29 protein-coding genes and 1 tRNA gene are annotated in these 26185 nt (G+C 61.4%); 13 read left to right on the forward strand and 17 right to left on the reverse strand.

Features of this window, described 5'->3' with window-relative positions:
• Window positions 1–12: 12 nt before the first annotated feature.
• The 4 genes from uvrC to H618_RS0116090 form a co-directional block, all read right to left on the reverse strand.
• The gene (gene uvrC / locus H618_RS0116075) at window positions 13–1836 is read right to left on the reverse strand and encodes an excinuclease ABC subunit UvrC (RefSeq protein WP_028696044.1); all 1824 of its coding nucleotides are present in this window, start codon (window positions 1834–1836) and stop codon (window positions 13–15) included.
• A 23-nt stretch (window positions 1837–1859) separates the two neighbouring features.
• Window positions 1860–2498: a response regulator transcription factor GacA gene (gene gacA / locus H618_RS0116080; protein WP_028696045.1), complete on the reverse strand. Its 639-nt coding sequence runs from the start codon at window positions 2496–2498 to the stop codon at window positions 1860–1862.
• A gap of 103 nt (window positions 2499–2601) precedes the next feature.
• On the reverse strand, window positions 2602–2919 hold the full coding sequence (locus H618_RS21790; protein ID WP_033727737.1) for a helix-turn-helix domain-containing protein: 318 nt from the start codon (window positions 2917–2919) through the stop codon (window positions 2602–2604).
• Window positions 2920–3078: 159 nt separating this feature from the next.
• A complete protein-coding gene (locus H618_RS0116090; RefSeq protein ID WP_033727726.1) occupies window positions 3079–3540 on the reverse strand; it encodes a GNAT family N-acetyltransferase in 462 nt (153 codons plus the stop codon).
• Window positions 3541–3762: 222 nt separating this feature from the next.
• On the opposite strand from H618_RS0116090, the gene H618_RS0116095 reads away from it, so the two are divergent.
• Window positions 3763–4542 (forward strand): TSUP family transporter, encoded by a 780-nt coding sequence (locus H618_RS0116095; RefSeq protein ID WP_028696047.1) that lies wholly within the window; start codon window positions 3763–3765, stop codon window positions 4540–4542.
• On the opposite strand, the gene nudC is transcribed toward H618_RS0116095, so the two are convergent.
• The 7 genes from nudC to H618_RS0116130 form a co-directional block, all read right to left on the reverse strand.
• Window positions 4510–5340, reverse strand: coding sequence for an NAD(+) diphosphatase (nudC, locus tag H618_RS0116100; protein WP_028696048.1), 831 nt, complete (start codon window positions 5338–5340; stop codon window positions 4510–4512). The genes H618_RS0116095 and nudC overlap by 33 nt on opposite strands.
• A gap of 32 nt (window positions 5341–5372) precedes the next feature.
• The gene (locus H618_RS0116105) at window positions 5373–6185 is read right to left on the reverse strand and encodes a crotonase/enoyl-CoA hydratase family protein (RefSeq protein ID WP_028696049.1); all 813 of its coding nucleotides are present in this window, start codon (window positions 6183–6185) and stop codon (window positions 5373–5375) included.
• Between the two features lie 120 nt (window positions 6186–6305).
• Window positions 6306–7868 (reverse strand): alkyl hydroperoxide reductase subunit F, encoded by a 1563-nt coding sequence (ahpF, locus tag H618_RS0116110; RefSeq protein ID WP_028696050.1) that lies wholly within the window; start codon window positions 7866–7868, stop codon window positions 6306–6308.
• A 141-nt stretch (window positions 7869–8009) separates the two neighbouring features.
• Entirely contained in the window at window positions 8010–8573 is a 564-nt protein-coding gene (gene ahpC, locus H618_RS0116115) for an alkyl hydroperoxide reductase subunit C (RefSeq protein WP_028696051.1), read from the reverse strand.
• A 204-nt stretch (window positions 8574–8777) separates the two neighbouring features.
• On the reverse strand, window positions 8778–10133 hold the full coding sequence (gene gorA / locus H618_RS0116120; protein WP_028696052.1) for a glutathione-disulfide reductase: 1356 nt from the start codon (window positions 10131–10133) through the stop codon (window positions 8778–8780).
• 139 nt (window positions 10134–10272) lie between these two features.
• A complete protein-coding gene (gene galU / locus H618_RS0116125; RefSeq protein WP_028696053.1) occupies window positions 10273–11112 on the reverse strand; it encodes a UTP--glucose-1-phosphate uridylyltransferase GalU in 840 nt (279 codons plus the stop codon).
• 171 nt (window positions 11113–11283) lie between these two features.
• Window positions 11284–11643, reverse strand: a complete 360-nt coding sequence (locus H618_RS0116130) for a hypothetical protein (RefSeq protein ID WP_028696054.1) — start codon at window positions 11641–11643, stop codon at window positions 11284–11286.
• A 165-nt stretch (window positions 11644–11808) separates the two neighbouring features.
• Between H618_RS0116130 and H618_RS0116135 the strand changes: the two genes are divergently transcribed.
• The 10 genes from H618_RS0116135 (at window position 11809) to H618_RS0116180 (ending at window position 18056) form a co-directional block, all read left to right on the forward strand.
• Window positions 11809–12111, forward strand: a complete 303-nt coding sequence (locus H618_RS0116135; RefSeq protein ID WP_028696055.1) for a DUF1883 domain-containing protein — start codon at window positions 11809–11811, stop codon at window positions 12109–12111.
• A 6-nt stretch (window positions 12112–12117) separates the two neighbouring features.
• Complete coding sequence (locus H618_RS22960; protein WP_169338837.1) at window positions 12118–12288, forward strand: hypothetical protein; 171 nt, start codon at window positions 12118–12120, stop codon at window positions 12286–12288.
• 49 nt (window positions 12289–12337) lie between these two features.
• Entirely contained in the window at window positions 12338–13411 is a 1074-nt protein-coding gene (locus H618_RS0116145) for an NAD(P)H-dependent flavin oxidoreductase (RefSeq protein WP_028696056.1), read from the forward strand.
• Between the two features lie 117 nt (window positions 13412–13528).
• Window positions 13529–14278: a molybdate ABC transporter substrate-binding protein gene (modA, locus tag H618_RS0116150; protein WP_028696057.1), complete on the forward strand. Its 750-nt coding sequence runs from the start codon at window positions 13529–13531 to the stop codon at window positions 14276–14278.
• The gene (gene modB / locus H618_RS0116155; protein ID WP_033727727.1) at window positions 14278–14955 is read left to right on the forward strand and encodes a molybdate ABC transporter permease subunit; all 678 of its coding nucleotides are present in this window, start codon (window positions 14278–14280) and stop codon (window positions 14953–14955) included. Before modA ends, modB begins: the two co-directional genes overlap by 1 nt.
• 1 nt (window position 14956) lies before the next feature.
• Window positions 14957–16048, forward strand: a complete 1092-nt coding sequence (gene modC, locus H618_RS0116160; RefSeq protein WP_028696059.1) for a molybdenum ABC transporter ATP-binding protein — start codon at window positions 14957–14959, stop codon at window positions 16046–16048.
• Window positions 16049–16100: 52 nt separating this feature from the next.
• On the forward strand, window positions 16101–17126 hold the full coding sequence (locus H618_RS0116165; protein WP_028696060.1) for a DNA topoisomerase IB: 1026 nt from the start codon (window positions 16101–16103) through the stop codon (window positions 17124–17126).
• A 253-nt stretch (window positions 17127–17379) separates the two neighbouring features.
• A complete protein-coding gene (csrA, locus tag H618_RS0116170) occupies window positions 17380–17577 on the forward strand; it encodes a carbon storage regulator CsrA (RefSeq protein WP_028696061.1) in 198 nt (65 codons plus the stop codon).
• An 80-nt stretch (window positions 17578–17657) separates the two neighbouring features.
• A complete protein-coding gene (locus H618_RS0116175; RefSeq protein WP_028696062.1) occupies window positions 17658–17870 on the forward strand; it encodes a hypothetical protein in 213 nt (70 codons plus the stop codon).
• 101 nt (window positions 17871–17971) lie between these two features.
• A tRNA-Leu gene (locus H618_RS0116180) sits at window positions 17972–18056 on the forward strand.
• Between the two features lie 76 nt (window positions 18057–18132).
• On the opposite strand, the gene H618_RS0116185 is transcribed toward H618_RS0116180, so the two are convergent.
• The gene (locus H618_RS0116185; RefSeq protein WP_028696063.1) at window positions 18133–18315 is read right to left on the reverse strand and encodes a hypothetical protein; all 183 of its coding nucleotides are present in this window, start codon (window positions 18313–18315) and stop codon (window positions 18133–18135) included.
• 949 nt (window positions 18316–19264) lie between these two features.
• Here H618_RS0116185 and H618_RS0116190 point away from each other — a divergent pair.
• Entirely contained in the window at window positions 19265–19999 is a 735-nt protein-coding gene (locus H618_RS0116190) for a hypothetical protein (protein ID WP_028696064.1), read from the forward strand.
• A gap of 3 nt (window positions 20000–20002) precedes the next feature.
• On the opposite strand, the gene soxR is transcribed toward H618_RS0116190, so the two are convergent.
• A complete protein-coding gene (gene soxR / locus H618_RS21795) occupies window positions 20003–20407 on the reverse strand; it encodes a redox-sensitive transcriptional activator SoxR (RefSeq protein WP_050577327.1) in 405 nt (134 codons plus the stop codon).
• Between the two features lie 68 nt (window positions 20408–20475).
• Between soxR and H618_RS0116200 the strand changes: the two genes are divergently transcribed.
• Window positions 20476–20895 (forward strand): RidA family protein, encoded by a 420-nt coding sequence (locus tag H618_RS0116200; RefSeq protein WP_028696065.1) that lies wholly within the window; start codon window positions 20476–20478, stop codon window positions 20893–20895.
• A gap of 208 nt (window positions 20896–21103) precedes the next feature.
• Here the strand turns inward: H618_RS0116200 and H618_RS0116205 are convergent, their stop codons facing one another.
• The 4 genes from H618_RS0116205 to H618_RS0116220 form a co-directional block, all read right to left on the reverse strand.
• On the reverse strand, window positions 21104–21688 hold the full coding sequence (locus H618_RS0116205; protein ID WP_245586788.1) for a DUF3617 domain-containing protein: 585 nt from the start codon (window positions 21686–21688) through the stop codon (window positions 21104–21106).
• Window positions 21689–21914: 226 nt separating this feature from the next.
• A complete protein-coding gene (locus tag H618_RS0116210) occupies window positions 21915–24347 on the reverse strand; it encodes a TonB-dependent siderophore receptor (protein ID WP_028696067.1) in 2433 nt (810 codons plus the stop codon).
• Window positions 24348–24437: 90 nt separating this feature from the next.
• On the reverse strand, window positions 24438–25403 hold the full coding sequence (locus tag H618_RS0116215; RefSeq protein ID WP_028696068.1) for a FecR domain-containing protein: 966 nt from the start codon (window positions 25401–25403) through the stop codon (window positions 24438–24440).
• Window positions 25403–25930, reverse strand: a complete 528-nt coding sequence (locus tag H618_RS0116220; protein ID WP_028696069.1) for a sigma-70 family RNA polymerase sigma factor — start codon at window positions 25928–25930, stop codon at window positions 25403–25405. Before H618_RS0116220 ends, H618_RS0116215 begins: the two co-directional genes overlap by 1 nt.
• Window positions 25931–26185: the final 255 nt, after the last annotated feature.

Below are 26185 nucleotides of genomic sequence, written 5' to 3' on the forward strand. Positions count from 1 at the left end.
GAACCCGGCATTCTACTCGCTATGCAGGCTGGCATAAATCGACTCGGCGAGCTTTTTACTGATGCCCGGCGCTTTGGCAATTTCCTCGACGCTGGCGCGGTTGAGCTCCTGCAGGCCGCCGAAGTGCTTGAGCAGTTCTCGGCGACGCTTTGGCCCCACGCCCGCAACGTCTTCCAGGCTCGAGGTGCGCCGGGCCTTGCCACGCCGGGCGCGGTGGCCGGTGATGGCGAACCGGTGCGCTTCATCGCGGATCTGCTGAATCAAGTGCAGCGCCGGCGAATCGCCCTTGAGGGTGAATTCGTTGGTGGTGTCGTTCAGATAAAGGGTTTCAAAACCGGCCTTACGGGTGACGCCCTTGGCCACACCAAGCAAGGTCAGGTCGCTGAATGCCAGCTCCTGCATGACCTCGCGGGCCATGTTCAGCTGACCCTTGCCGCCGTCGACCAGCAACACGTCGGGTAACTTGCCCTCGCCGTCCTTGATCCGCGAGAAGCGTCGAGTCAGGGCCTGCTGCATGGCGGCGTAGTCGTCGCCGGCGACCACGCCTTCGATGTTGAAGCGGCGGTAGTCGGACTTGATCGGCCCCTCGGGACCGAACACCACGCAGGACGCCACGGTAGCCTCGCCGCTGGAGTGACTGATGTCGTAGCACTCCAGGCGTTGCGGCACTTCATCGAGATCGAGCACCTGTGCAAGGGCCTCGAAGCGCGCTGCCATGTGCTGACGGTTGGCCAGGCGCGCATTGAGCGCCAGCTCGGCGTTGGTCACCGCCATCTGCTGCCAGCGCGCGCGGGTGCCACGCACTCGATGACTGATTGCCAACTCGCGCCCGCGCAGGCTGTCGATGGCCTCGATAAGGGTCGGAAAGTCCTCGTGCACGACGTTGACGATCAGCTCGTTTGGCAGCTCGCGCTCCGGATTGCCGACATAGTACTGGGCGAGAAACGCCTGCATGACCTCGGTCACGTCTTCCTCAATGCCCACCTGCGGGAAGAAATTCTTGCTCCCCAGCACTCGCCCACCGCGCACGCTGATCAGGTGCACGCAGGCGCCACCGGGGTTGACGAACGCGGCGATCACATCGACATCACTGGAGCCGCCCTCCATGTGTTGCTGATCCTGCACGCGGCGCAACAGTCCGATCTGGTCGCGTAACTCGGCGGCCTTCTCGAAGTTGAGGCTCATCGCCGCTTGTTCCATTTCAGCGTTCAGCTCGTTACCCAACTGCTGGCTACGCCCCTCGAGAAACATCACCGAGTGCCGCACGTCCTCGGCATATTCCTCCTGGCTGACCAGCCCGGTGCAGGGTCCTTTGCAGCGTTTGATCTGGTACTGCAGGCACGGCCGGGTGCGGTTGGCGTAGTAGCTGTCTTCGCACTGGCGCACCGAGAACGTCTTCTGCAGCACGCTCAGGCTCTCACGTATCGCCCCGGCACTGGGATAGGGGCCAAAGTAGCGGCCTTTGGCTTTTTTTGCGCCACGATGAATGCCCAGACGCGGGAAAGGCCCGTCAGACAGAAACACGTATGGGTAGGATTTATCGTCACGCAGCAGAATGTTGTACGGCGGGCGCCATTGCTTGATCAGGTTCTGCTCGAGCAGCAGCGCCTCGGTTTCGTTGCTGGTGACCGTGGTCTCGACCTGAGCGATACGCGCGACAAGGGCCGAGGTCTTCGGAGCCAGACCGGTCTTGCGGAAATAACTGGCCAGGCGCTTCTTGAGGTTCTTGGCCTTGCCCACGTAAAGCAGGCGCGACTCGGCGTCGAACATACGGTACACGCCCGGACGACCACTACAGGTCGCCAGGAACGCGCTGGCATCGAAGGTGTGAGGCATCAGGGTACTTCGCAAGCGGGCGGCTAAAGGCTGGCGTCGACCATTCCGTGGCGGACGGCGAGTAATGTGAGTTCGACGTCACTGGTGACGGAAAGTTTTTCCAAGATGCGGTAGCGGTAGGTGTTCACCGTCTTCGGTGACAGGCACAGTTTGTCGGAGATGATCTGCACCTTCTGGCAACCGACGATCATCAGGGCGATCTGGATTTCGCGCTCAGACAAGCTATCGAAGGGCGAGGCCTGGGGCTGGAACGATTTGAGCGCCAGTTGTTGAGCGATCTGCGGGCTGATGTAGCGCTGCCCGGCGAAGGCCAGGCGAATCGCCTGGACCATTTCGTCGAGCGCGGCGCCCTTGGTCAGGTAGCCTGCGGCGCCGGCTTGCAGCAAGCGGGTGGGGAATGGGTCTTCCTCGCACACGGTGACTGCCACCACTTTGATGTCCGGGTAGCTGCGCAACAGTTTGCGGGTCGCCTCAAGGCCGCCGATGCCGGGCATCTTCACGTCCATCAGCACCACGTCTGGCTTAAGCTCACGGGCCTGTTTGAGCGCCGACTCGCCAGAATCTGCCTCACCCACCACCTGCAAGCCCTCGATGTCGCTGAGCATGCGGGTGATACCTGTGCGTACCAGATCGTGATCGTCGACCACCAGGACCCTAATCAAGCAGATACCTCGTCATTGGGGCGATGTTGGATGACGCCACCTTATCAAAATTTTTCAACGCCAGCCTAACGTTACGCGCCACAGAGGTTGCTGACGTGTCGCGCTAACCGGCCAGACGGCTGAGTACATGCCACAGCGCCGCTCGGTCGGCCTCGGGCAGCCGGCGAAATGCCGCAAGCAGGCGGTCTTCGTCGCCGCTGAGGCTGTCGAGCGGCAGCGGCGTGGGCAAGCCGGTCAGCACATACAGCGGATCCACACCCTTGGCCGCGACCGCGGCCAGATAATCAAGGCGGGGTGTGCGATCGCCGTTTTCATACTTGCCCTGGGCGTTGGGCTCGACGCCGCCGATATCCCCAAACACGCGCTGGGTGAGGCCCAAACGCTCACGCTCCTGGCGCAGGCGCATGCCGAATCCTTTCATCTGGCTTCCTTCCTGTAAGCATTATCAAACAAGGATGTATCCCACATCCGCAGATGAAATCACTCCTGCAATCACGGCACTATGCCGATTGCCTCAAGGGCAGGCAAGCCTGAACTGGCGTGCATCTGGCGCAGTGCGACACATGCCGAGCGACGCCCCTCATTGGCTTGGGCCAAGCGTGCGTTGCATGCGCACGAAACAGCCGTCGCTGCCCATCTCTACGAAGCCGGCGCGCTGATACAGTTGCCGCGCAGGGTTGCTGCTGAAGACCATCAGACGCAGCAGTGGAAGATTGCGCTGCGCAGCCCATAGCGCCAGCTGCTCCAGCACCCAGCCACCGACACCCTGCCCGCGTCGCTCGGGCAGCAGGTGCAGCTCACGGATGAACAATGCCTGACGATCCTGGCTGAGGCTGCAATAGCCCAGTCGCTCGCTGCCAGCCATCACCCGCCATTGCTCGCGCCAGCCCCAGGCTTCGTCGAAAGCCGCTTCCACCCAGCGCAGACTGAACTGCTGGTAGTAGCCCAGCATGGCGCGTCGGGTCAGGTCGCGGGCGAAGGGCAAATCTTCACCGCTGGCGGGCTGCAGGCTCAGTCGCGGCGCAGCGGTGTCAGCGTGCATGGGCGACCCCGCTCGGCGACGGCAATTGCGGCTTGAACAGGTGCTGCATCGGATCACTCCTGTGAGGGCGAACAGGCTCTGAGCCTAAGGCGATCGCCGAGCCCAGTCACCTCCCCGCCGCCCTCACCCGGCTCGCGGTACTGGATACCCCACGCCAGAGGCTTTACCATGCTGCGTTTTGCGCGACCTTTTGTCGCGCTCTGCCTTGCAAGATACTGCCAAATGCCTTTCGAACTGACCGTAGAGCCGCTCACCCTGCTGATCCTCACGCTGGTGGCCTTCGTCGCCGGTTTCATCGACGCCATCGCCGGCGGCGGCGGCCTGCTCACCACCCCGGCCCTGCTTACTGCGGGCATGCCGCCGCACCTGGTACTGGGCACCAACAAACTGAGTTCGACCTTCGGCTCGGCGACCGCCAGCTTCACCTACTACCGACGCAAACTGTTCCACCCGATGCAGTGGCGCCAGGCGCTGCTCGGCACCCTGATCGGCGCGCTGCTGGGCGCGGTGGTGGCGCACTACTTGCCGGCCGAATGGCTGAACAAGATGCTGCCGGTGGTGGTGTTCGCGTGCGGCATTTACCTGCTGTTCGGCGGCACGCCCAAGGCCCCGCTGGACGCCGATGCGCCGATCAAGAAGACCTGGCAAGCGCCCCAAGGCTTCACCCTGGGCTTCTATGACGGCGTGGCCGGACCAGGCACCGGCGCGTTCTGGACCGTCAGTACCCTGCTGCTCTACCCCATCGACCTGGTGCGCGCCAGCGGCGTGGCACGAACCATGAATTTCGTCAGCAACGCGGCTGCATTGACCGTGTTCATCATCTCCGGCCAGGTCGACTATCTGGTCGGGCTGGCCACGGGCGTAGCGGTGATGTTCGGGGCCTTCTTCGGCGCCCGCACGGCGATCAAGGGCGGCAGCAAGTTCATCCGCCCGGTGTTCATCGCCGTGGTACTGGCGTTGACCGTACGTCTAGCCTGGCAGCACTGGTTCGGCCAGGCCTAAGCGCCGCGCCACATAGAGGTCGATCAGGTAGCGGGCGATGGAACGCGGCGCTGGCAGCGGTGGCAAGTCATGCACGCTGAACCAGCGCGCGTCCTCGATTTCATCAGGCTGCATGACGATCTCACCACCGGCATATTCGGCATGAAAGCCCAGCATCATCGAGTGCGGGAACGGCCAGCACTGGCTGCCCACGTACTCAATGTTGCGCACCTCTACCGCCACCTCCTCGCGCACCTCGCGCACCAGGCACTGCTCGGCCGACTCACCCGGCTCGGCAAACCCGGCCAGCGTGCTGTAGACACCAGTGACGAAGCGCGGCGAGCGTGCCAGAAGAATCTCGTCACCGCGGGTCACCAGCACGATCATGCTCGGTGAAATGCGCGGGTAATTGCGCAGGTCGCAGGCCGCGCAGTGCATCGCGCGCTCCCAGCGAACCTGATTCATGGCCTGCCCACAGCTGCCACAGAAGCGATGCTCACGGGCCCAGGTGCCGATCTGCGCAGCATAGGCCAGCACCGTGTAACGCAGAAAATCCTCTTCCAGCATGAACTGGCGCAGGCCTCGCCAGCTGTAGCCGGGCAGCTGTGCGGCGCTGCGCAACTCGTAGAGAAACACAGGCTGCCCGTCCAGGTAGCCGATGCCATGCTCTGCCAGCACCTCGAAATCTTGCCGAGCCAACCACTGCCGGGGAAACATCACCCCGTGCTCATCGGCCAGGAAGCCCTCCGGGCTACGGGCGATGGCAAGGCCGCCCGGGGTGTTGGGATCAAGTACTGCTGTGGTCCAGCGTGCTGACATAGCGAGCTTCCTTCACACGTTCGGCAACTGCGTCAGTCGGCGAACGTCGGTTTCTGTTTGCCCAGGTGCGCGGCCATGGCGATGCGCAGGTCTTCGGACTGCAGCATGGCGGCGTTCCAGGTGGCGATGTAGTCCAGGCCGTCATCGACACGGTGATCGCGCATGTAGGCCAGCATGGCCTTGGTGCCGCTGACCGCAATCGGCGATTTGCCCGCAATGTCGGCCGCGATCGCCAGCACTCCCTGGCGCAACGCCTGTGGGTCGTCGTACACCCGATTCACCAGGCCCAGGCGCAACGCTTCGCTGGCCTCGAACATCCGCCCGGTGTAGGCCAGTTCGCGCAGCGGACCGTCGCCGATGATCCGCGGCAGGCGCTGCAAGGTGCCCACATCGGCAGCCATACCCATGTCGACCTCTTTGATCGAGAACTGTGCGTCCAGGCTGCAATAACGCATGTCGCAGGCGGCGATCAGGTCCACTGCGCCACCGATGCAATAACCCTGAATCGCTGCCAGCACCGGCTTGCGGCAGCTGTCGACGGCATTGAACGAGGCCTGCATGCGCGTGATGGTGCGCTTGAGCAGGCGCGCATTGCGACCCACATCGGCGCCCAGTTGCCCGGCGATGGAGGCCAGCAGGGCGAGGTCGATACCGGCCGAGAAATGCTTGCCGGCGCCACTGATGACCACCACGCGCACGGCGTCGGTGTCGTCGATCCAACGGAAAATGTCGACGATCTCTTCCCAGAACGCCGCATTCATCGCGTTGGCTTTTTCCGGGCGATTGATCTGCACGTGGGCAATGTGCTCGGTCAGTTCGACCGTGAAGGCACTGTAGTCGGACACAGGCGGTGCTCCATCAGGCGGGGTCAGCGCCGAACTATAGCGCAGCCTGGCGGGCAAAATCCGCACAGCACGACGCCGCCAGGCTTACGCGAGGCGGCGTCGTGGCGGGCGGCGAACGACTCAGGCCGGCGCCGAGGTGCGGATCAGGTGATCGAAGGCAGCCAGCGAGGCCTTGGCGCCCTCGCCCACGGCGATGACGATCTGCTTGTATGGCACAGTGGTCACATCACCTGCGGCGAACACGCCAGGGATGTTGGTCTGACCCTTGGCGTCGACGATGATCTCGCCACGCGGCGACAGCTCCACCGTACCCTTGAGCCAATCGGTGTTGGGCAGCAGGCCGATCTGCACGAAGATTCCTTCAAGGGCCAGCTCGTGCTCGGTATCGCTGGTGCGGTCCTGGTAACGCAGACCGGTGACTTTCTCGCCATCGCCAAGCACTTCGCGGGTCAGTGCGCTGGTGATGACCTTGACGTTGACCAGGCTGTGCAGCTTGCGCTGCAGCACCGCATCGGCGCGCAACTGGCTGTCGAACTCGATCAAGGTCACGTGGGCAACGATGCCCGCCAGATCGATCGCCGCCTCGACGCCCGAGTTGCCGCCACCAATCACCGCCACGCGCTTGCCCTTGAACAGCGGGCCATCGCAGTGCGGGCAGTAGGCAACGCCCCTGTTGCGGTACTGCTGCTCGCCAGGCACGTTCATTTCGCGCCAGCGCGCACCGGTCGCCAGGACCACGGTCTTGGCGCGCAGCGTCGCGCCGCTGGCCAGGCGCACCTGGTGCAGGCCGCCGTCGGTGGCGGGCAGCAAGGCCTCGCCGCGCTGCAGGTTCATGATGTCGACGTCGTACTGTTTGACGTGCTCTTCCAAGGCGGTGGCAAGCTTCGGCCCTTCGGTTTCCTGCACCGAGATGAAGTTCTCGATGGCCAGGGTATCGAGCACCTGACCGCCGAAGCGCTCAGCTGCCACGCCGGTACGAATGCCCTTGCGCGCCGCGTAGATCGCTGCGGCAGCGCCTGCAGGACCACCGCCAACCACCAGCATGTCGAACGCTTGCTTGGCATCGAGCTTTTGCGCCTGACGGCTACCGGCATTGGTGTCGAGTTTGTTGACGATCTCTTCCAGGCCCATGCGGCCCTGGCCGAACGGTTCACCGTTGAGGTAGATGCTCGGCACCGCCATGATCTGCCGCGCCTCGACCTCGGCCTGGAACAGCGCGCCATCGATGGCGACATGGCGCACGTTGGGGTTGAGCAACGCCATCAGGTTCAGCGCCTGGACCACGTCCGGGCAGTTCTGGCACGACAGCGAGAAGTAGGTCTCGAAGACGAAATCACCCTCCAGCCCCTGAATCTGTTCGATCAGTTCGGCACCGGCCTTGGAGGGATGGCCGCCTACTTGCAGCAGCGCCAGCACCAGGGAGGTGAATTCATGGCCCATGGGGATACCGGCAAAGCGCAGGCCGATGTCAGCCCCGGGGCGATTGAGCGAGAACGATGGGCGACGGGCATCTTCGCCGTCTGCGCGCAGCGTGATCAGCTCGGACAGGCTGGCGATTTCCACCAGCAGGTCGTGAAGTTCGCGGGATTTTGCGCCGTCGTCGAGGGACGCAACGATCTCGATCGGCTGGCTGACTCGCTGCAGATAAGTGTTGAGTTGCGATTTGAGGGTGGCGTCCAACATACGGGCGTTTCCTTTATTGACTCGGTAGTAAGTTCACACGCTGTAAATGAAAACGCCCAGGCAGGTTCGCCCGGGCGCTTCAACGGGACGGGGCAACACTAGAAGTGGCGGTGGTGCACCGCCCGCGTCCGACTCACGGATTCAGATCTTGCCGACCAGGTCCAGCGACGGGGCCAGAGTGGCTTCGCCTTCTTTCCACTTGGCTGGGCAGACTTCACCTGGGTGAGCTGCAACGTACTGGGCGGCCTTGACCTTGCGCAGCAGTTCGCTGGCGTCACGGCCTACACCACCGTCGTTGATTTCAACGATCTTGATCTGACCTTCGGGGTTGATCACGAAGGTGCCACGATCCGCCAGACCGGCCTCTTCGATCAGCACGTCGAAGTTGCGCGAGATGACGTGGGTCGGGTCACCGATCAGCGGGTACTTGATCTTGCCGATGGTGTCGGAAGTGTCGTGCCAGGCTTTGTGGGTGAAGTGCGTGTCGGTAGACACGCCGTAGATTTCCACGCCCAGTTTCTGGAACTCGGTGTAGTTGTCAGCCAGGTCGCCCAGCTCGGTGGGGCAGACGAAGGTGAAGTCTGCTGGGTAGAAGAACACCACGGACCACTTGCCGTGCAGGTCGGCTTCGCTCACTGGAACGAACTCGCCGTTGTGGTAGGCGGTGGCGTTGAACGGTTTGACCTGGCTATTGATGATAGGCATTAGAGGTTTCCTCGGATGGGTTGAAATCAGTTGACGGAGGGAATCCTATCCAAGGCAGGCGCAGAACGCTCATTGGCAAAGCTGATTCGAGCAATTGGTTTTCGCTATAAAGCGGTTGATAGATAGAAGAGATGACGATGACGGCGCGGTTTGCGCCAACAGGTCGCGCCGGACCGGCACGACCTGTTGCGGGTGAGCGCAAGCTCAGCGGGTGGGGGTACGCAGGGTGACGAATTCTTCGGCAGAAGTGGGATGCACGCCGATTGTCTCGTCGAATTGTTGCTTGGTGGCGCCGGCTTTGAGCGCAATGCCAAGCCCCTGGATGATCTCGCCGGCATCCGGCCCGACCATGTGGCAACCCAGCACGCGATCGTTGTCGGCGTCGACCACCAGCTTCATCAGGGTCTTCTCCTGAATGTCGGTCAGGGTAAGCTTCATCGGCCGGAAGCGGCTTTCGAAAATCTTCACCGAGTGGCCGTTATCGCGCGCCTGCTCTTCGGTGAGGCCAACGGTGCCGATGGGCGGCTGGCTGAACACCGCGGTGGGGATGTTCTGGTAGTCCACCGGGCGGAACTGCTCAGGCTTGAACAGCCTGCGCGCCACGGCCATCCCTTCTGCCAATGCCACGGGCGTTAGCTGTACCCGGCCGATGACGTCACCGATCGCCAGAATCGACGGCTCGGTGGTCTGGTAGTGTTCGTCGACCTTGACGAAGCCACGCTCGTCCAGCTCAACGCCGGTCTGCTCGAGGCCCAGGTCATCGAGCATGGGCCGCCTGCCGGTGGCATAGAACACGCAGTCGGTGATCAGCTCGCGCCCATCCTTGAGGGTGGCCTTGAGGCTGCCATCTTCGAGCTTGTCGAGGCGCTTGATGTCGCTGTTGAACTGCAGGTCGAGGCCGCGCTTTTCCAGCTCGTCCTTGAGGTGCTCGCGTACCGAGCCGTCGAAGCCGCGCAGGAACAGATCGCCGCGATACAGCAACGTGGTGGCGCTGCCCAGGCCTTGGAAGATGCCGGCGAACTCCACTGCGATGTAACCACCGCCGACCACCAGCATGCGCCGCGGCAACTGCTTGAGGTAGAAGGCTTCATTGGAGGTGATGGCCAGCTCCTTGCCGGGAATGTCCGGCACCTGCGGCCAGCCACCGACAGCGATGAGGATGCGCTCGGCGCTGTAGCGCTGCCCTTCGACTTCCACCTCGTTGGGCCCGGTGATACGCGCATGGCCCTGCAGCAGGGTGACCCCACTGTCGACCAGCAGCTTGCGATAGATGCCATTGAGGCGCTGGATTTCACGGTCCTTGTTGGCGATCAAGGTGCCCCAGTCGAAATGCCCCTCTTCCAGGCTCCAGCCAAAGCCGCGTGCCTGCTCGAGCTCATCTGCAACGTGGGCACCGTACACCAGCAATTTCTTCGGCACACAGCCAACGTTGACGCAGGTCCCGCCCAGGTAACGGCTTTCGGCAACCGCCACCTTGGCGCCAAACCCTGCCGCGAACCGAGCGGCGCGCACACCACCGGAACCGGCACCAATTACGAACAGATCAAAATCGTAGGCCACAATCCACACTCCCAAAAAAGCAACCCGGAGGGTTTATGTCGCTAACCAAGCACTTGGGGCCGCCAGGCGACCCATCGCGGCTCAAACCGCGATGGGCTGCCTGGCGGCCCCAATCAATGTTGCGCGCCCGACAATCGACTCAGTAAGCCTTGCCAGACTTGTAGTAGTTCTCGAAGCAGAAGTTGGTCGCGTCGATGTAACCTTCCGCGCCACCGCAGTCGAAGCGCTTGCCTTTGAACTTGTAGGCGATCACGCAGCCGTTCTGGGCCTGCTGCATCAGTGCATCGGTGATCTGCACTTCGCCGCCTTTGCCCGGCTCGGTGTTCTTGATGATGTCGAAGATGTCCGGGGTGAGGATGTAACGACCGATGATCGCCAGGTTGGACGGCGCATCTTCCGGCTTGGGCTTTTCCACCATGTTGGTGACGCGGTAGATATCGTCGCGAATCATGTCGCCAGCGATGACGCCGTACTTGTTGGTTTCCTGCGGGTCGACTTCCTGAATAGCAACGATCGAGCAGCGGAACTGGTTGTACAGCTTGACCATCTGGGTCAGCACGCCGTCACCGTCGGGGTTGACGCACAGGTCGTCCGCCAGCACGACGGCAAAGGGTTCGTCGCCGATCAGCGGGCGACCGGTGAGGATGGCGTGGCCCAGGCCTTTCATTTCGGTCTGACGGGTGTACGAGAACGAACACTCATCGAGCAGACGACGGATGCCGACCAGGTACTTTTCCTTGTCGGTGCCTTTGATCTGGTTTTCCAGCTCGTAGCTGATGTCGAAGTGATCTTCCAGCGCGCGCTTGCCGCGACCGGTGACGATGGAAATCTCACTCAGCCCGGCATCCAGGGCTTCTTCGACGCCGTACTGGATCAGTGGCTTGTTCACCACCGGCAGCATTTCCTTGGGCATGGCTTTGGTAGCGGGCAGGAAGCGGGTGCCGTAACCGGCGGCCGGGAACAAGCATTTCTTGATCATAAACATCCTTAACGAGGGTATGGCCGTTTGGCACTTGGCGAAGTCTAATCAGGCGGCAGTCAGCTTACAATGCCCCGCCCCGTGTCGCTTGACGCCTAGGTAGAGAGTCATCGGAAGGTATAGTTCAACCCCACCCGGGGCGGGGATATTTCAAACCCGTCGCCGCGCGCGTCACGCCCCGGAGATGCACTCGGTGGCGGCGCTGCGTACATCACCTGGGCGCAAGGGGAAGTTGCTCAACCGCTCATGCACTTTGATGGCGCTGCCGTTGCTGCGTTTCTGAATGTCCACCAGCGCCGCCGGCGCCGAGCCTGCGGGCAGTTTCTGTGGCACGATCAGGCGCAGGCCATCGCCTTGCTTCTCTTCCTGCAACTCCCCGCGGCTCTTGGCCAATTGCGCTTTCACGCAATCAGCGTACTCGCGCGGCGACTTGCCTGAAATGACATCCATGGTTTCATGGGACTGTTCCAGGTCGGAAACGCTCGCGCATCCGCCGAGCACTAACGCCAGAGCTGCTATACACCATTTCATCGGCTGATCCTGCGCAGTTGCAAAAAAGCTATTGACCGCCCGCCGGCGGTTTTTGCTCCCACGCTGCCTGCAAATTCCCCGCAGCCGCGCCGGGCAGCGCGGCGCGCATGGCCGACAACGTGATAAAGTCGCGCCTTTGTAGATCGTGACCGTGCGGAGCAACACATGAAATTCGTCCACCAGCGTGAACACTTGAATGAAGACGATATCGTCGTCATCGAGTCTTCCCAGCCGTGCAACATCCGTCTGATGAACGACGCCAACTTCCGCAGTTTCAAGAACGGTGGCCGGCACACCTACCACGGTGGCGCGTTCGACAAGTTTCCGGCCAAGATCACCGTGCCCAGCACCGGTTTCTGGAACATCACCCTCGATACCGTTACCACGCGGGCCATTTCGGTGACGCGCAAACCGAGCTTCACCCACAAGATCAAGATCATTCGACGCTCGTCGTCCTCGCTGAGATAAGCCACCATGACCCAGAACGTGAAATACGTCATCAAGTACAAGCTCGAAGGTGAGCGCCGCTGGGACTTCGCGGTAATGAGCGACGCTTCCCAGGCCCAGGCGCTGGAAGCGCTGCGCAAGATCCACGGCGACGACGTGGGCAAGGTCAGCGACATTCAGGTCAGCAAAGCGCTGTAATCGTTCATTTACGACGTTCGCCTCTACCACGTTCGCCAAAGGAGTCGCCATGCAGCGCTGGCCCGATCGACGCATCCTCGACCTGCTGGGCATCGAGTTACCGATTCTCCAGGCGCCGATGGCCGGGGCCAGTGGTTCGGCGCTGGCCATCGCAGTGGCCAAGGCAGGCGGTCTCGGCGCCCTGCCCTGCGCCATGCTCGATGCGACCCAGGCTGGCAACGAAGTGGCGGCCTTCCGTGAGGCGTGCCACGCACCGCTGAACCTCAATTTCTTCTGCCATACCCCGCCCCTTGCCGACCCTCAACGCGCCGAGCGCTGGAAGCAGGCGCTGCGCGGCTACTACACCGAACTGGGCGCCGACTTCGACGCGCCAACCCCGGTATCCAATCGCCAGCCTTTCGACGAAACCAGCTGCCTGTTGGTCGAAGCATTGCGCCCCGAGGTGGTCAGTTTCCACTTTGGCCTGCCTGAGCCAGCCTTGCTGCAACGGGTGAAAGCCAGCGGCGCCAAGGTGCTGTCCAGCGCCACCACGGTGGCGGAGGCGGTGTGGCTCCAGGCCCACGGCTGCGATGCGATCATCGCCATGGGCTATGAAGCGGGCGGCCATCGCGGCATGTTCCTGCACCACGACATCACCTCGCAGATCGGCACCCTGGCGCTGGTGCCGCAGGTGGTCGATGCGGTCAACGTGCCGGTCATCGCGGCGGGCGGCATCGGCGACCACCGCGGCCTGCTGGCGGCGCTGGCCCTCGGCGCCTCGGCGGTCCAGATCGGCACCGCGTACCTGTTCTGTCCTGAAGCCAAGGTATCAGCGGCCCATCGCCAGGCCTTGCGCAGCGCCAGCGCGGCCGATACCGCACTAACCAACCTGTTCACAGGGCGACCCGCACGCGGCATCAGCACCCGCCTGATGCGCGAACTGGGCCCCATGAGCCCGCTGGCACCCGCGTTTCCCCTGGCCGGCGGTGCGCTGATGCCACTGCGCGCGATCAGCGAAAGCAAAGGCAGCAGCGACTTCAGCAACCTGTGGGCCGGGCAAGGGCTGCGAACCGGTCGCGAGCTACCGGCGCAAACCCTGACCCGTGAAATCGCCGACAAGGCCCTGGCGGCACTCGCCTGTTAGATAACGACACGCCCAACCCTTCACCGAACCCACGTAGGGAAATGCCGCTTCCCCGATGCAGGCCTATCGCTATATAGTCCGCACCACAACGAAAATCCTGCCTGCTGGAGCTGTCCCATGTTCATGCGCCCCACCCTGCTTGCGATTGCCACCCTGCTGACCATCAACACCGCCTGGGCCGACGAAGTCCAGGTCGCCGTGGCTGCCAACTTCACCGCGCCGATCAAGGCGCTTGCAGCGGACTTCCAGAAAGATACCGGCCACACGCTGGTCGCCGCCTATGGCTCCACGGGGCAGTTCTACGCACAGATCAACAACGGTGCACCGTTCGATGTCTTCCTCGCCGCCGACGACACCACCCCGGCCAAGCTCGAGCAGGAAAAGGCCATCGTGCCGGGTTCGCGCTTCACCTACGCCATCGGCACCCTGGCGCTTTGGTCAGCCAAGCCCGACTATGTCGATGCCAAAGGCGACGTGCTCAGCAAAGGCACCTACAAGCACCTGGCCATCGCCAACCCCAAAGCTGCTCCATACGGGCTTGCGGCCACCCAAGTGCTGGAAAAGCTGAAACTCACCGAAGCCACCAAGGCCAAACTGGTCGAAGGCCAGAACATCACCCAGGCCTACCAGTTCGTCTCCACCGGTAACGCCGAGCTGGGCTTCGTTGCCCTGTCGCAGATCTATCAGGACGGCAAAGTCACCCAAGGTTCGGCGTGGATCGTGCCAGCGGCCTTGCACGAGCCGATTCGTCAGGATGCGGTGATCCTCAACAAGGGCAAGGACAACCCGGCAGCCAAGGCCCTGGTCGACTACCTCAAGACGCCGAAAGCCACTGCGCTGATCAAATCCTACGGCTATGAAATCTGATGTTCGATGCCAGTGACCTGGGCGCCATCTGGCTGACCCTGAAACTGGCCAGCGTCACCACGCTGATCCTGCTGCTGGTCGGCACGCCCCTGGCGTGGTGGCTGGCACGCACGCGCTCCTGGTGGCGCGGACCGATCGGGGCAGTGGTGGCGCTACCGCTGGTGTTGCCGCCCACGGTGATCGGCTTCTATCTGCTGCTGGCACTGGGCCCCAATGGCCTGATCGGCCAGACCACCGCAGCGCTCGGCCTGGGCAGCGTGGTGTTCAGCTTCACCGGCCTGGTCATCGGCTCGGTGGTCTATTCGCTGCCGTTCGTGGTTCAGCCCTTGCAGAATGCCTTCGGCGCGATTGGCCAGCGGCCACTGGAGGTCGCTGCCACCTTGCGCGCCAGCCCCTGGGACAGTTTCATCCATGTCGCCCTGCCGCTGGCCAGGCCCGGCTTCATCACCGCCAGCATCCTTGGCTTTGCCCACACCGTGGGTGAGTTCGGCGTGGTGCTGATGATCGGCGGCAACATCCCCGACAAGACCCGCGTGGTGTCGGTGCAGATCTTCGACCATGTCGAGGCGATGGAATATGCCCAGGCGCACTGGCTGGCCGGGGCCATGCTGGTGTTCTCTTTCCTCGTGCTGCTGATGCTGTATGCCGGCCGGCGCGACAAAGCCGGCTGGAGTTGACATGAGCCATACCATCCGCGCCCGCCTGCAACTGCGGCGCGACACTTTTAGCCTGGACGTCGACCTGGAACTGCCGGGGCGCGGCATCAGTGCTCTTTTCGGCCATTCGGGGTCGGGCAAGACCACGTGCCTGCGTTGCCTGGCTGGTCTGGAGCGAGCCAGCCACGGTCGCGTCGAGGTCAACGGCGAGGTCTGGCAGGACGATACGCAACGCACTTTCATCGCCCCGCATCGCCGCCCGCTGGGGTATGTGTTTCAGGAAGCCAGCCTCTTCGCGCACTTATCTGTGCGTGACAACCTGATGTTCGGCTGGCGTCGGGTCGCCAGCGAGCAGCGCAAGGTCAGCCTTGAGCAAGCCTGTGAACTGCTGGGCATTGGGCATTTGCTGACGCGCAGGCCGGCGACGCTCTCAGGTGGCGAAGCGCAGCGGGTAGGCATCGCCCGCGCCTTGCTGAGCAGCCCGCGCCTGTTGTTGATGGACGAACCGCTGGCGGCCCTGGATGGGCCGCGCAAGCGCGAGATCCTACCTTACCTGGAACGCCTGCACCGCGAACTGGACATCCCGCTGGTGTATGTCAGCCACAGTCAGGACGAGGTGGCGCGCCTGGCCGATCACCTGGTGCTTCTCGAGCAAGGCCGCGCCGTGGCCAGCGGGCCCATTGCCGACATGCTGGCCCGACTCGACCTGTCGCTCAGCCAGAGCGAGGACGCAGGCGTTGTGCTCGAAGGCACCGTGAGCGGGCATGATCCGGCCTATCAGTTGCTCGACCTGCGCCTGCCCGGTACCGACGCGCCGCTGCTGCGCATTGCCCATCCCGCCCAGGCGCTGGGTTCGAGCGTGCGGGTCAAGGTTCAGGCGCGCGACGTCAGCCTGAGTCTGGATGCCGACAGCACATCGAGCATCCTCAACCGCATTGCCGTGCGCGTTCGCGAATGCCGCCCCGCAGAAAACCCTGCCCATGTGCTGGTGGCCCTGGACGCTGCCGGCAGCGCCTTGCTGGCGCGCATCACCCGCTATTCGGCCGACCAATTGCAGATCCACCCCGGCCAGGCGCTGTGGGCACAAATCAAGTCAGTGGCGATATTGGGATGAGCATCCGGCAGCGGCGCGCTGTCCACCGTGTAACCCACCACTGGACGCCGCCATGCTCGACTGCCCTCTGCCTGCGTCACTGCATTATGTCGATGACAGCCACGCGGGGCTGACCCGTAAACGCTGGCGTGACCGCTTCATCTACCATGATGCCGATGGCAAGCGCATCACCGATGAGCCCACCTTGAAGCGCATCGCCGCGCTGGCGATTCCTCCGGCCTACACCCAGGTATGGATTTGCGTCGACCCCAAAGGCCATCTGCAGGCCACCGGCCTCGATGCCCGTGGGCGCAAGCAATACCGCTACCACCCCGAATGGCGCGAGTTGCGCGACGCCCACAAGTACGGACGCATGCTGGCCTTCGCCGAAGCCCTGCCAGGCCTGCGCAAAGCCGTGGAACGCGACCTCGCCCGGCCAGGGCTGGACCGCACCAAGTTGCTCGCGCTGGTGGTCAGCCTGATCGATCACACCCTGATCCGGATCGGTAACCAGCGTTACCTCAAGGACAATCAGTCGTATGGTCTGACGACCCTGCGCAATCGCCACGTCAAGGTCAAAGGCAGCACCATTCGCTTCGAATTTCGCGGCAAGCGCGGCGTACAGCACAGCGTTACCCTGCGCGATCGGCGATTGGCCGGACTGGTCAAGCGCTGCCAGGAGTTGCCCGGCCAGGAGCTGTTCCAGTACGTCGACAGCGACGGCGAACGTCACCGCATCGGTTCCACTGACGTCAACCAGTACCTGCAAGAGCTGACCGGTGCCGACTTCACCGCCAAGGACTACCGGACTTGGGCCGGCAGCAGCCTGGCGCTGAGCCTGCTGCGTCCGCTGGCATGGCAGCCGGAAACCCACGCCAAGCGTCACGTCGCCGACATCGTCAAGCAGGTCGCCTCGCGCCTGGGCAATACGCCGGCGGTGTGCCGCAAGTCGTACATCCATCCGGCGGTGCTAGAGCATTTCATTCTCGGCCATCTCGAGGCCATGCCGCGCTCGCGCAAGCGCAAGGGCATGGAGCTCGAAGAAGTAGCGCTGCTTAAGTTTCTGCAAGGCCTGGATGAGGCGGTAGTCGTCGATTGAAAAGGCCTATATCCCCAATCATTCAGAGAAATTTCCCATAGCGGCACAATGCCCCTATTCTGCAATCAACCGACCTTCACCGGTGCGCTGCCTGCCAGTGTCTGCACTGAGCGCAGCGATAAATGGACCAGAGAATGTGTCTGCGGTGGAATTCCCTTCCAATCAGGACGTCTCTTACTAAGAAGGAAGAGGGCCTGATCCCCACTACTGGGCAATTGGCCTGCTGGCTTTAGACACCACCAAGGAGAATTACATGCTGATACTGACCCGCAAGGTTGGCGAAGTCATCGTCATCAACGACGACATCAAGGTCACCATTCTGGGCGTCAAAGGGATGCAAGTGAGGATCGGCATCGATGCGCCAAAAGATATTCAGGTGCACCGCGAAGAGATCTACAATCGGATTCAGGCCGGCAAGCCCGCGCCTGACAAATCCGAAGACCAGCACTGAGCCAGTCTGTGCTCATCATGAGCATTCAACTGCCCGTGCACAGGGTCGATGGCAATTGCGTTGTTCAGTTAGGAATGATGATGCCCGCCAACCATCGCATGCGCGGCCTGCGCGAAGATCTGATGCTCACCGCCGTACAACTCGATGCCATCTGCCAGAGCCTGGATGGGCACACCCGCTACCTACAGCACGCCGCCCGTCACACGCAAGCGTGTGCCATGTCGGGCAGAATCGACGAGCTGCGCTGCTCGGCCAATGCATTGCGCCGGGCGGCAACGAATATAGGCGAATGACCCTGCTGGGTTGACGCGACTATAACAACAGGTTATAAAGCGCGCTTGAATGCAACGCACTTCACCGGGTGCTTGCCGGTCGTCACGACTCATTCAAACGTGCGAGTGTGGTGGAATTGGTATACACAGCAGACTTAAAATCTGTCGGCGTGAGCCTTGCGGGTTCGAGTCCCGCCACTCGTACCAACTGAATCATTGAAAAACGCCCTGAGGGGCGTTTTTTTTCGCCTTCGGCAGCCGCGCGCTGGATCGGTATCGGCATTCAGTCGTCTGGCTGATCCAGCCAACCTGCCGCATCGTCCTCGTCCTCAGCGAACTCGGAATCCTCGTCGTAGTCATCGTCGAAACTGCTGGCTTCAGGCTCAGCAGTCGAGTCGTCATCGAAAAACTCTCGGTCGAGCAAGTGATCGTGCTCAGGTTCGTGCAATTCGTCATCTTCGTGCATGGTCGGCTCCAGTTCAACGCTGCGCCTGTATAAGCCTTGAGCCCTGACAGGTCAATTGGCACGCCGTCGTTAATCCTCAGCTAATCCCCGCACAGGTACAGTAGCCGGGCTCCCTTCAAGCGCTTATGGCCCGCTATCACCGCGGGCTTTTTTTCGCCTTGGTAACGAGCCTTGTGCTCATCACGCTGATACGACGGAATATTCACAAAATTCTGACATCCACTTGGGCACTCTGAAACTGCTTCGTACGTTCTGAATCATTTAACCCGCCGCGCTCCCGGCGGGTTTTCTTTTTTCTGCTGTTTTATCAGGCACCTACGCCGTTCTGCGAAATATTGTAAAAAAACTGAATCTCCTCGCGCGCCCCTCAGTCAAGAACTATGTACGCAGACATAATGACGAGGTGGCAGTAATGACATTCGAAGCCGAAACACTTGTGCAGTTGGCCGCTAAACTGAAGAAACAGGGCCTCAAGCGCATCGCCGATATCATCTTTCTACGCGCGCCCTGCCGCGTCGATCATAAATGGGTGTGTACCGTACTAAGGCGTAAACCTTAATGTACCGCGCGCAAGTTTTTATTGCGATGGACAGCACCGATAAAGCCCGCCTGATAAACCTGGCGGGCTTTTGTTTACCCGTTTGCAAATATGGCCCACTGCATCAATAGTTTTGACACCAACTAACTCGCCGCCGTTATTTATACAGTCGACTTATCTCCTCCCGCTGTTGCGCACCTGAGCGACCTGCTCGTCCAGCACTACCCGCCCTCTTCATTCACAGCCTGCGCGGAACTCCACACACCGACTGAGCTCGAAATGCGCGCGAACCCGCCAGCCTCAACGCTGCAGATCGTTCGTGATAACATCCCGCGTCGCCCGCACCTGGGGCGCCCATGGAACAGTACTCATACCCTCGGGCTATGCAGTTCATTTACAAGGATCACTTCGATGCGTTTCAACCTCTCCCCTATTCCTGCGCTTCTAGCTGCGTTGGCCTGCACCCCAGTCTGGGCCGCGGACGATGTCTCAGGCGTGAAGTTGGGCAGTACCCTCGCCGAAGCCACCGCGGCAATCAGTAAGGTCAATGAGCAGTACAAGGTCTCGCCCCTGAAGTTGCAGGACGGCAGTGAAGCCGGTGTAAGCGCGGTAACCGACGAACAAAGCCAAGGCACAGGCTTCACGGACTTCCGCGGCCCTGTGGACCAGTTCCTGGCATTGCAAAACGATGCAAAGGCTGTCTGGTTCATCGGTCGTGCGCAAGCATTGAAGGAAGGCAGCCGCATGCCGCTCGACACACTCGAGACGGCACTCAAGGAAAAATACGGGCCCTTCTCTGGCGCGGACAACGGCATGGGCAAGCGGTATGTCTGGCAGTACGACCGCAAGGGCAAACTCTACACCGGCATCAACAGTGGTGGCCCATGCGCGGACCTGTACGATTTTCGTAGCAGTGTGCCGGGGGTAGCAATCACTACCCCAGGATCGTTCAATGCCAAGTGCAGCAAACTCATTGTCGTGCAGACCGGGTTCGCTCCCGATGATCTGACTGCGTCGTATACCGTCAGCATCGCGGACATGGCCTCGATGTACGATCAACTGCAAGCAGAACAGCAGGCAGCCAAGGACGCGGAAACCAAGAAGATCGCGGATGAAAAAGCCAAAGGCGTGAAGCCCAATCTCTGAGAATCACCCACCCTGCGGCTGCCTCAGCGGACACTCCTTGAGCGACAGGCAGCCGCAGTCGATGCAGGCACTGAGACTGTCCCTTAACAACAGCAACGACTCGATACGGCTATCGAGCTGAGTTCGCCACTGCCCGGATAGTTGCGCCCATTCCCTGGCATTCGGCGCACGATCGGTAGGCAACTGCGCAAGCCTCTCGGCGATGTCCTTCAAGGGAATTCCCACTTGCTGGGCGATTCTGATCACCGCGACCCGGCGCAGCACATCACTGCGATAACGACGCTGATTGCCCGCATTGCGCTCGGCCGTGATCAGCCCCTCACGCTCGTAAAAATGCAGGGTTGAGATCGCCACACCTGCTGTCTGCGCGACCTGCGAAGGGCTCAACAGCCTTTTACCTTCCCGCATGCGTAAATCCTTGACCTCAAGTTGACTTGAGGTCGCAGACTACCAGCTCTTTTCCCTGGAGCAGCGTCATGTCCGAAGATTCCCGCCCCGCGTTCGAACTGAGCAACCCGCCTGGGCTGTGCGACCCAAGTAATAACGGCTATTCCCACGTCGCAGTGGTGCCAGCCACAACGAAACTGCTGTTCATCGCTGGGCAAGGTGGCGAATACGCTGATGGACAACTGCCTGCAACCTTCTGCGAACAGACCCGCCAGGCACTGGCGAACCTTGAGACCGCGCTGAGGGCACAGGGGAGCAACTTGCAACAGGTATTCAAACTCACCCTGCTGATCGTTGACCATGACGAGCACCGTCTGGGCGAGTGGGTAAAAGAAGCGAACAAGGTGTGGCACAAAGGTGCTTACCCGGTCTGTACCTTGATCCCAGTGCCTCGTCTTGCGTTGGATGGGATGCTTGTAGAGATTGAGGCGGTAGCTGCGTGCCACTAGCGGGCTAATATGGAGTTGGCGGTCGCCGATCACTGCCCTGACTGTCCGCTGCCGACCCGAAGCAGGCGCTAGGTTCTAATTCGCCACACGCGGACGTCAGAGTCGTTCAGAAAAACGCACCTCCCTTTAGCGTTCGTAGCACGTGTTCATTCGCGAAGAACGCTACCGAGAAAACAATGTGCTGATGCGATGCACAACCGTTAAGCGCTTATCGGTCAAGGTACAAGCTGTTCAACTTCATACCGCCGCGCATTTTTTTGACCCCCGGTTCCATGTCCGCAGGGCATGCGCCTTGAAAGACACCATTGACGACGTGGTGCTGCGTTTCGAGTTTCCCGTTCACGTCAAACGAAGTATCGGCCGTCAGTACATAGGATTTAGCAAGATCGCCGCGGAACGAGCCTGACATTTTCGCGTCCGGGCAGCTTGATTTAAACGTGTAGCCGTCGCCTTTGCCGCTTTCCGATTCGATCTTGCATTCTTGCTCGAAACCGGCCCACAGGTCGTCGTCGATTAGCCTGTCCTTTGCCTGATCGACGCAAATCTCCCAGGAAAACGGCGAGGTGGCCGGTGTTATCTTCCACAAACCTGAGGCGCGCTGAAGACGGTGAGTGGGTTCTACGGCCGCGGCCGGCAATGTGATTGCAAGTGCTATAACGGGAACCCACAAGAAAATGGCGGAACACTTCATCACGATTCCTTTCTCTAGAGCATTTAATTGAGGCTCGAAGCAGTGTTTCCACGCATTCAAGCCCCCGAGTGTTTTAGGGTTTTTTGAAACTACTTCGCCCATAAGAGGTTAGCATTTTGAAAGAGTTCCAGGCTCATGGGCGACGGCTTGTGGCCGATTGCGGCTTGCCCGAAAGACGACTATTGGCCGGACGCGACCATTGTCGAAGCATCTGTAGTCGGTACCGGCTTCTACAGGACTATTCCCCGTCTACAGGTTCGCGCCCTACCTGTGCGAGCCGCAGTTGCCTGCGAGGCCTGTATGTCATCGTTGCTCGGGCACGACACGCTCAGAACCTGGCCCGCACTGTCATGTTGAAATTGCGTGGCTCACCATAGAAGTTCCAGTAATTGGTATTCCCCAGCGTCTGGTAGTACTTCTTGTCGAACACGTTATCGAGATTGTACTGAAGCTCAACGTTGCGGTTGATCTCGTAAATCGCATGGAGGTTAGTCAGGTGGTAGGCATCTTGCTGGATCTTGTAATCCTCGCCCAGCTCGGTCTGTGTCATCTTGCTCTGGGCGTAGAAGCTACCGCCGAGCCGTACCTGCTCGAGCGTCCCCGGCAGGCGGTAGTCCGTGGCAACTTTGAACAGATGTCGAGGTGAGGCACCGTTGAAGTCATCGCCTTTCTGCTGGCCACCGATGTACTTCGACTGGGTGTAGGTGTAGCCCGCAGACACGTTCCAGTTCGGTAGAATCTCGCCCGTCAGCTCAAGCTCGATACCCTTGTTGCGAACTTTGTCCGAAGCCCGGTAACAACCGTCAGGGCAGCCACCTGCCATGACCAGCTCGGCGCGGCCGGTCTGGTCTGCCTGAAACAGCGCTACCGAGGCCTGTAGCCGTTTGTCCAGCAATTCGCCCTTGAGGCCGACTTCGTAGTTGGTGCCGGTCATTGGCTTGAGCATGGCAGCATTGCCGTCTTTCACATCCTGCGGCTTGAAGATCTCGGTGTAGCTGGCATAGGCCGACCAGTGCTCGTCCAGGTCCTGCACCAGGCCTGCGTAGGGTGTGATCTCACCACTCTTGGAATAATGGTCGCGGTCTTCGGGGCTACGCACACCGTTGGTGTCATTCAAAGTGTCGTAGCTCACCCAGCTCAGGCGGCTGCCCACGATGAAATGGGTGTTGTCGGTCAGGCTGAAACGGCTCGCCACATACACGCCTTTTTGTTCCTGAGTACGGTTGTACTGCCACTGGTTGACGCTCAGGCTGCTTGGCGAGGGCGGATTGAACTCGGCCAGATCGTTCATATCGACGATGTAGCGGTAGCCTGCATCACGGCCACCGTGGTAGTCGAAGTCGTCCTTGCGCCAATTGCCACCGACAATCAGCTCGTGATGACGGCCCAGCAACTGGAATGGGCCGCTCAGGTAGCCATCGAGGCTGGTCTGGGTGTCGTCATAGCGAAACAGACGCGGGTTCAGCGTGAACAGGTCGGTGCCACCACCAGGGAAGGTGTAGTTGCCCAGAAAGTCCGATTTGGCCCACATCTGGTTCACTGCCACCACCGCCTTCCAATCGTTGGCGAAGCTGTGCTGAATATCGGCGAACACCGTGGTGTTGCGCTTGTCGAGGTGGTTCCAGTTGCCGGTCAGTGACGTGCCGCGCGACATGGGGTAGAAGGCGCCGCTTTCCTGGGTCGGCAGGCCCGACCAGTCGTAACCCGAGTTACGCTCCTTCTGGTAGCTGAAACCGAAGGTGGCCAGGGTCGACTCGCCGAGGTCGGCCTCGAGGATGCCGTAGATCAGCTGGTTCTCTTTTTGCGCAGTGTCCAGGTAGCTGTTGGCATTGTTGTATGAAATCACCGTACGGCCGCGCAGGGTATTGGCTTGATTGAGCGGCGAGGACAGGTCGACCATGGTCTTGTAGTCGTCCCAAGAGCCGGCCGACGTGTCGATCAGGGCCTGGCGCTCGGCGGTCGGACGCTTGCGGATCAGGTTGATCGACGCCGACGGATTGCCAGCGCCTTCCATCAGGCCCGTTGCGCCGCGCACGATCTCGACGCGGTCGTAGATGTCAGTATTGGGCTTGGAGATGGCGTCCATGGAATAGGCGTTACTGATGTTGGTCGGTACGCCATCGATTTGCAGGTTGTCCACCAACTGGCCGCGCGCCTGGTACAGGGAGCGCTCGCCGCCGTTCTTGACGATGGTGATGCCGGTGGCGTTGTGCATCACATCATCGAGGTTCTTCATGGCCTGGTCGTCCATGCGCTGGCGGGTGACCACTGTTACCGACTGCGGCGTTTCACGCAGTGACAGCGGCAATTTGGTGGCGGTGGCAGAGCGGCCGGCCGCGTAGGAATGGGTGCCCTCCGTGACCTCCCCCAGTCCCTGGCCGTTGATTCTGATGCTGTCCAAGCTCAGGGCCGCCCCATCGACTCGTCGCACCAATTGGAACTCACGCTCACCCGTGCGCACCGCTTCCACCCCGCTGCCAGCCAGCATCTGCGCCAGCGCCTGCTCCACGCTGGTGGCGTGCACAGATTGACTCTGCTGGTTTTCAGTGAGCGTGGCATCACCGCCGATCAGAAGGCCGGCCTGGCTGGCCAGCAGGTTCAACTGGCGGGCCAGGGGGCCGGCGGGAATATCGATTGTCTTGCCCTGTGCAACTGCCTGGGTGCCATCGGCCAAGACGCTCGCGCCATGGCTGGACAGTGTCAGGAAAACGGCCAGGACAAGTGGATGGCGGCGCAGGAAGACGGTGTCGCGAGCAAACATGGGGCGGATCCTTTGCAAGTTCGATGAAGTGGCTTCATCCCACCAAGCGAACGAGCGATCCAAAACCGGAAAAAGAATTTCAGATTATTTTCACGCTGCTTCGACCGAGACCCACCATGGCAGCGTGCGAACGACCCGGATCGGCAATGCACGCTCGAGCATCGCCAACGCTCGGTCAGTGTCGAGCAGCGGGTAGGTGCCCACGACACGTAATTCGTCGAGGCCGGGATCGATCCCCAGGTGCCCTTGGCGATAGTCCTTCAACACCCCGATCACTTGGCCGAGCGGCATGTCTTCGGCCACCAGCACGCCACGACTCCAGTCCTGCCGCAGGGGGGTTGCAGCACCAGGCGCAGCGCCTTGCTGCGCATCGAAGACAACCATCTGCCCGGCCTCCGCGCGCAGTGTTCGACCACTGTCTGCGCAGGTGGCCTGTACCGCGCCGGCGAACACGCTCAGGGTCGTGCGCAAGCCCTGATCACGCACGCTGAAGCGTGTGCCAAGCGGTTGCATGCGGCCTGCGCGGGTCACCACTTCGAGCGGCCGGGTATCGGCGCCGGTCTCGATCAGGATTTCGCCGCGATACAGGCGCAGTCGACGAACAGCGCCATCGAACTGCACATCCAGTGCCGTCTGGCCGTTCAACCACACTCGGCTGCCGTCACGAAGGGTCAGCGGCCGCACGTCGGCCAGGCCAGTGCGGTAGGTGGCGAACCAGGCCCGAGGCGAGTCGATCCAACCCTGTCGCCAACTGCCCCAGCCCAGCAAGCCTGCGGTACTGGCAAAGCACAGGCTGCCGAGCACGCTGCGGCGCGAGTGGCGCTCACGGTGTGCCGCGCTGAGCACCTGATGTGCGTGATCGGCGTCGCCGTGCAGGTTGCCGAAACGCTGGTTGATGGCTTCGACGTAGCGCCAGGCCAGACGATGCCGGGCATCCTCGGCTAGCCATGCGTTCCATTGCGCAACGATGGCGGGGTCGCCTGCGGCGCCATGCAGGCGTGCGAACCAGGAAGCAGCGGCTTGCAGCACCGCATGGTCGAGCGGCGTAGTGTTCATCACAGCGACGCGTCCAGTTCCACTTCCAGCAGCAAGCACTGGTACATCGCCTGGGCCAGGTAGTTGTTCACGCTGCGCTCGCTCACTTTCAACTGCTCGGCAATTTCCCGCTGTTTCATGCCTTGCAGTTGTGCCAGACAAAAAGCCTGTGCAACGCGCTTGGGCATGCGGTCGATCATCGCCTGCAGTTGAGCCAGGGTTTCCAGGATGATGGCTTGGTGCTCAAGCGAGGGCAGCAATTGTTCAGGCTGGGCCGCCAACACCTCCATGTAGGCCAGTTCGATTCGCCGGCGACGCCAGAAGTCAACGCAAGCATTGCGCGACATCCGTCCCAGGTAAGCCTTGGCATGCTCGGCATCATTGAACGACCTGGGCTTGCTCAGCAAGCGGACGAACACATCCTGGGCCAGCTCCGCGGCGTCATGGGCATTGCCCAGTTTGCGCTGAAGCCATTGGCGGATCCAACCGTGATGAGCACGATAGAGGTTCTCCAGGTCGGAGCCAGCGGTGCCGGGAGAAACGGTCATGGGGTGCCGAGCCTTGATTGCTAATGCGAATAATTAGCAATTCTAGCGTTGGTGTGAAGTTTTGGGCAATTGGCCATATGGCCGCCGCAGGCGAACGGACGCTATCGACCCGTAGCTGCGGTTCGCAAGCGCCACGATAGCCTGCATTCGCTTGTAGGCACCGCTCCAGGGTCAACAGCCTCTTGTACAAGGGGGTGCTAGCGACCTGGACGGTCCCGAACAGATGTTTCCTGACACAGCGGTGGTGCCCACTCC

The organism is Pseudomonas cremoricolorata DSM 17059 = NBRC 16634 (assembly GCF_000425745.1).
Taxonomy (GTDB): Bacteria; Pseudomonadota; Gammaproteobacteria; order Pseudomonadales; family Pseudomonadaceae; genus Aquipseudomonas; species Aquipseudomonas cremoricolorata.

Bases quoted from the DNA above. Each gene is read 5' to 3' on its own strand.
- modA (WP_028696057.1), top strand. From the start codon at position 13,529: ATGTTCATGCGCCCCACCCTGCTTGCGATTGCCACCCTGCTGACCATC.
- uvrC (WP_028696044.1), bottom strand. From the start codon at position 1,836: ATGCCTCACACCTTCGATGCCAGCGCGTTCCTGGCGACCTGTAGTGGT.
- nudC (WP_028696048.1), bottom strand. From the start codon at position 5,340: ATGTCAGCACGCTGGACCACAGCAGTACTTGATCCCAACACCCCGGGC.
- H618_RS0116185 (WP_028696063.1), bottom strand. From the start codon at position 18,315: ATGCACGAAGATGACGAATTGCACGAACCTGAGCACGATCACTTGCTC.
- H618_RS0116190 (WP_028696064.1), top strand. From the start codon at position 19,265: ATGCGTTTCAACCTCTCCCCTATTCCTGCGCTTCTAGCTGCGTTGGCC.
- H618_RS0116095 (WP_028696047.1), top strand. From the start codon at position 3,763: ATGCCTTTCGAACTGACCGTAGAGCCGCTCACCCTGCTGATCCTCACG.
- modC (WP_028696059.1), top strand. From the start codon at position 14,957: ATGAGCCATACCATCCGCGCCCGCCTGCAACTGCGGCGCGACACTTTT.
- H618_RS0116200 (WP_028696065.1), top strand. From the start codon at position 20,476: ATGTCCGAAGATTCCCGCCCCGCGTTCGAACTGAGCAACCCGCCTGGG.
- H618_RS0116210 (WP_028696067.1), bottom strand. From the start codon at position 24,347: ATGTTTGCTCGCGACACCGTCTTCCTGCGCCGCCATCCACTTGTCCTG.
- H618_RS0116205 (WP_245586788.1), bottom strand. From the start codon at position 21,688: ATGGGCGAAGTAGTTTCAAAAAACCCTAAAACACTCGGGGGCTTGAAT.
- H618_RS0116135 (WP_028696055.1), top strand. From the start codon at position 11,809: ATGAAATTCGTCCACCAGCGTGAACACTTGAATGAAGACGATATCGTC.
- csrA (WP_028696061.1), top strand. From the start codon at position 17,380: ATGCTGATACTGACCCGCAAGGTTGGCGAAGTCATCGTCATCAACGAC.
- soxR (WP_050577327.1), bottom strand. From the start codon at position 20,407: ATGCGGGAAGGTAAAAGGCTGTTGAGCCCTTCGCAGGTCGCGCAGACA.
- H618_RS0116090 (WP_033727726.1), bottom strand. From the start codon at position 3,540: ATGCACGCTGACACCGCTGCGCCGCGACTGAGCCTGCAGCCCGCCAGC.
- ahpF (WP_028696050.1), bottom strand. From the start codon at position 7,868: ATGTTGGACGCCACCCTCAAATCGCAACTCAACACTTATCTGCAGCGA.
- H618_RS0116130 (WP_028696054.1), bottom strand. From the start codon at position 11,643: ATGAAATGGTGTATAGCAGCTCTGGCGTTAGTGCTCGGCGGATGCGCG.
- H618_RS0116145 (WP_028696056.1), top strand. From the start codon at position 12,338: ATGCAGCGCTGGCCCGATCGACGCATCCTCGACCTGCTGGGCATCGAG.
- modB (WP_033727727.1), top strand. From the start codon at position 14,278: ATGTTCGATGCCAGTGACCTGGGCGCCATCTGGCTGACCCTGAAACTG.
- H618_RS0116215 (WP_028696068.1), bottom strand. From the start codon at position 25,403: ATGAACACTACGCCGCTCGACCATGCGGTGCTGCAAGCCGCTGCTTCC.
- H618_RS0116175 (WP_028696062.1), top strand. From the start codon at position 17,658: ATGCCCGCCAACCATCGCATGCGCGGCCTGCGCGAAGATCTGATGCTC.
- H618_RS0116165 (WP_028696060.1), top strand. From the start codon at position 16,101: ATGCTCGACTGCCCTCTGCCTGCGTCACTGCATTATGTCGATGACAGC.
- ahpC (WP_028696051.1), bottom strand. From the start codon at position 8,573: ATGCCTATCATCAATAGCCAGGTCAAACCGTTCAACGCCACCGCCTAC.
- galU (WP_028696053.1), bottom strand. From the start codon at position 11,112: ATGATCAAGAAATGCTTGTTCCCGGCCGCCGGTTACGGCACCCGCTTC.
- H618_RS0116220 (WP_028696069.1), bottom strand. From the start codon at position 25,930: ATGACCGTTTCTCCCGGCACCGCTGGCTCCGACCTGGAGAACCTCTAT.
- H618_RS22960 (WP_169338837.1), top strand. From the start codon at position 12,118: ATGACCCAGAACGTGAAATACGTCATCAAGTACAAGCTCGAAGGTGAG.
- H618_RS21790 (WP_033727737.1), bottom strand. From the start codon at position 2,919: ATGAAAGGATTCGGCATGCGCCTGCGCCAGGAGCGTGAGCGTTTGGGC.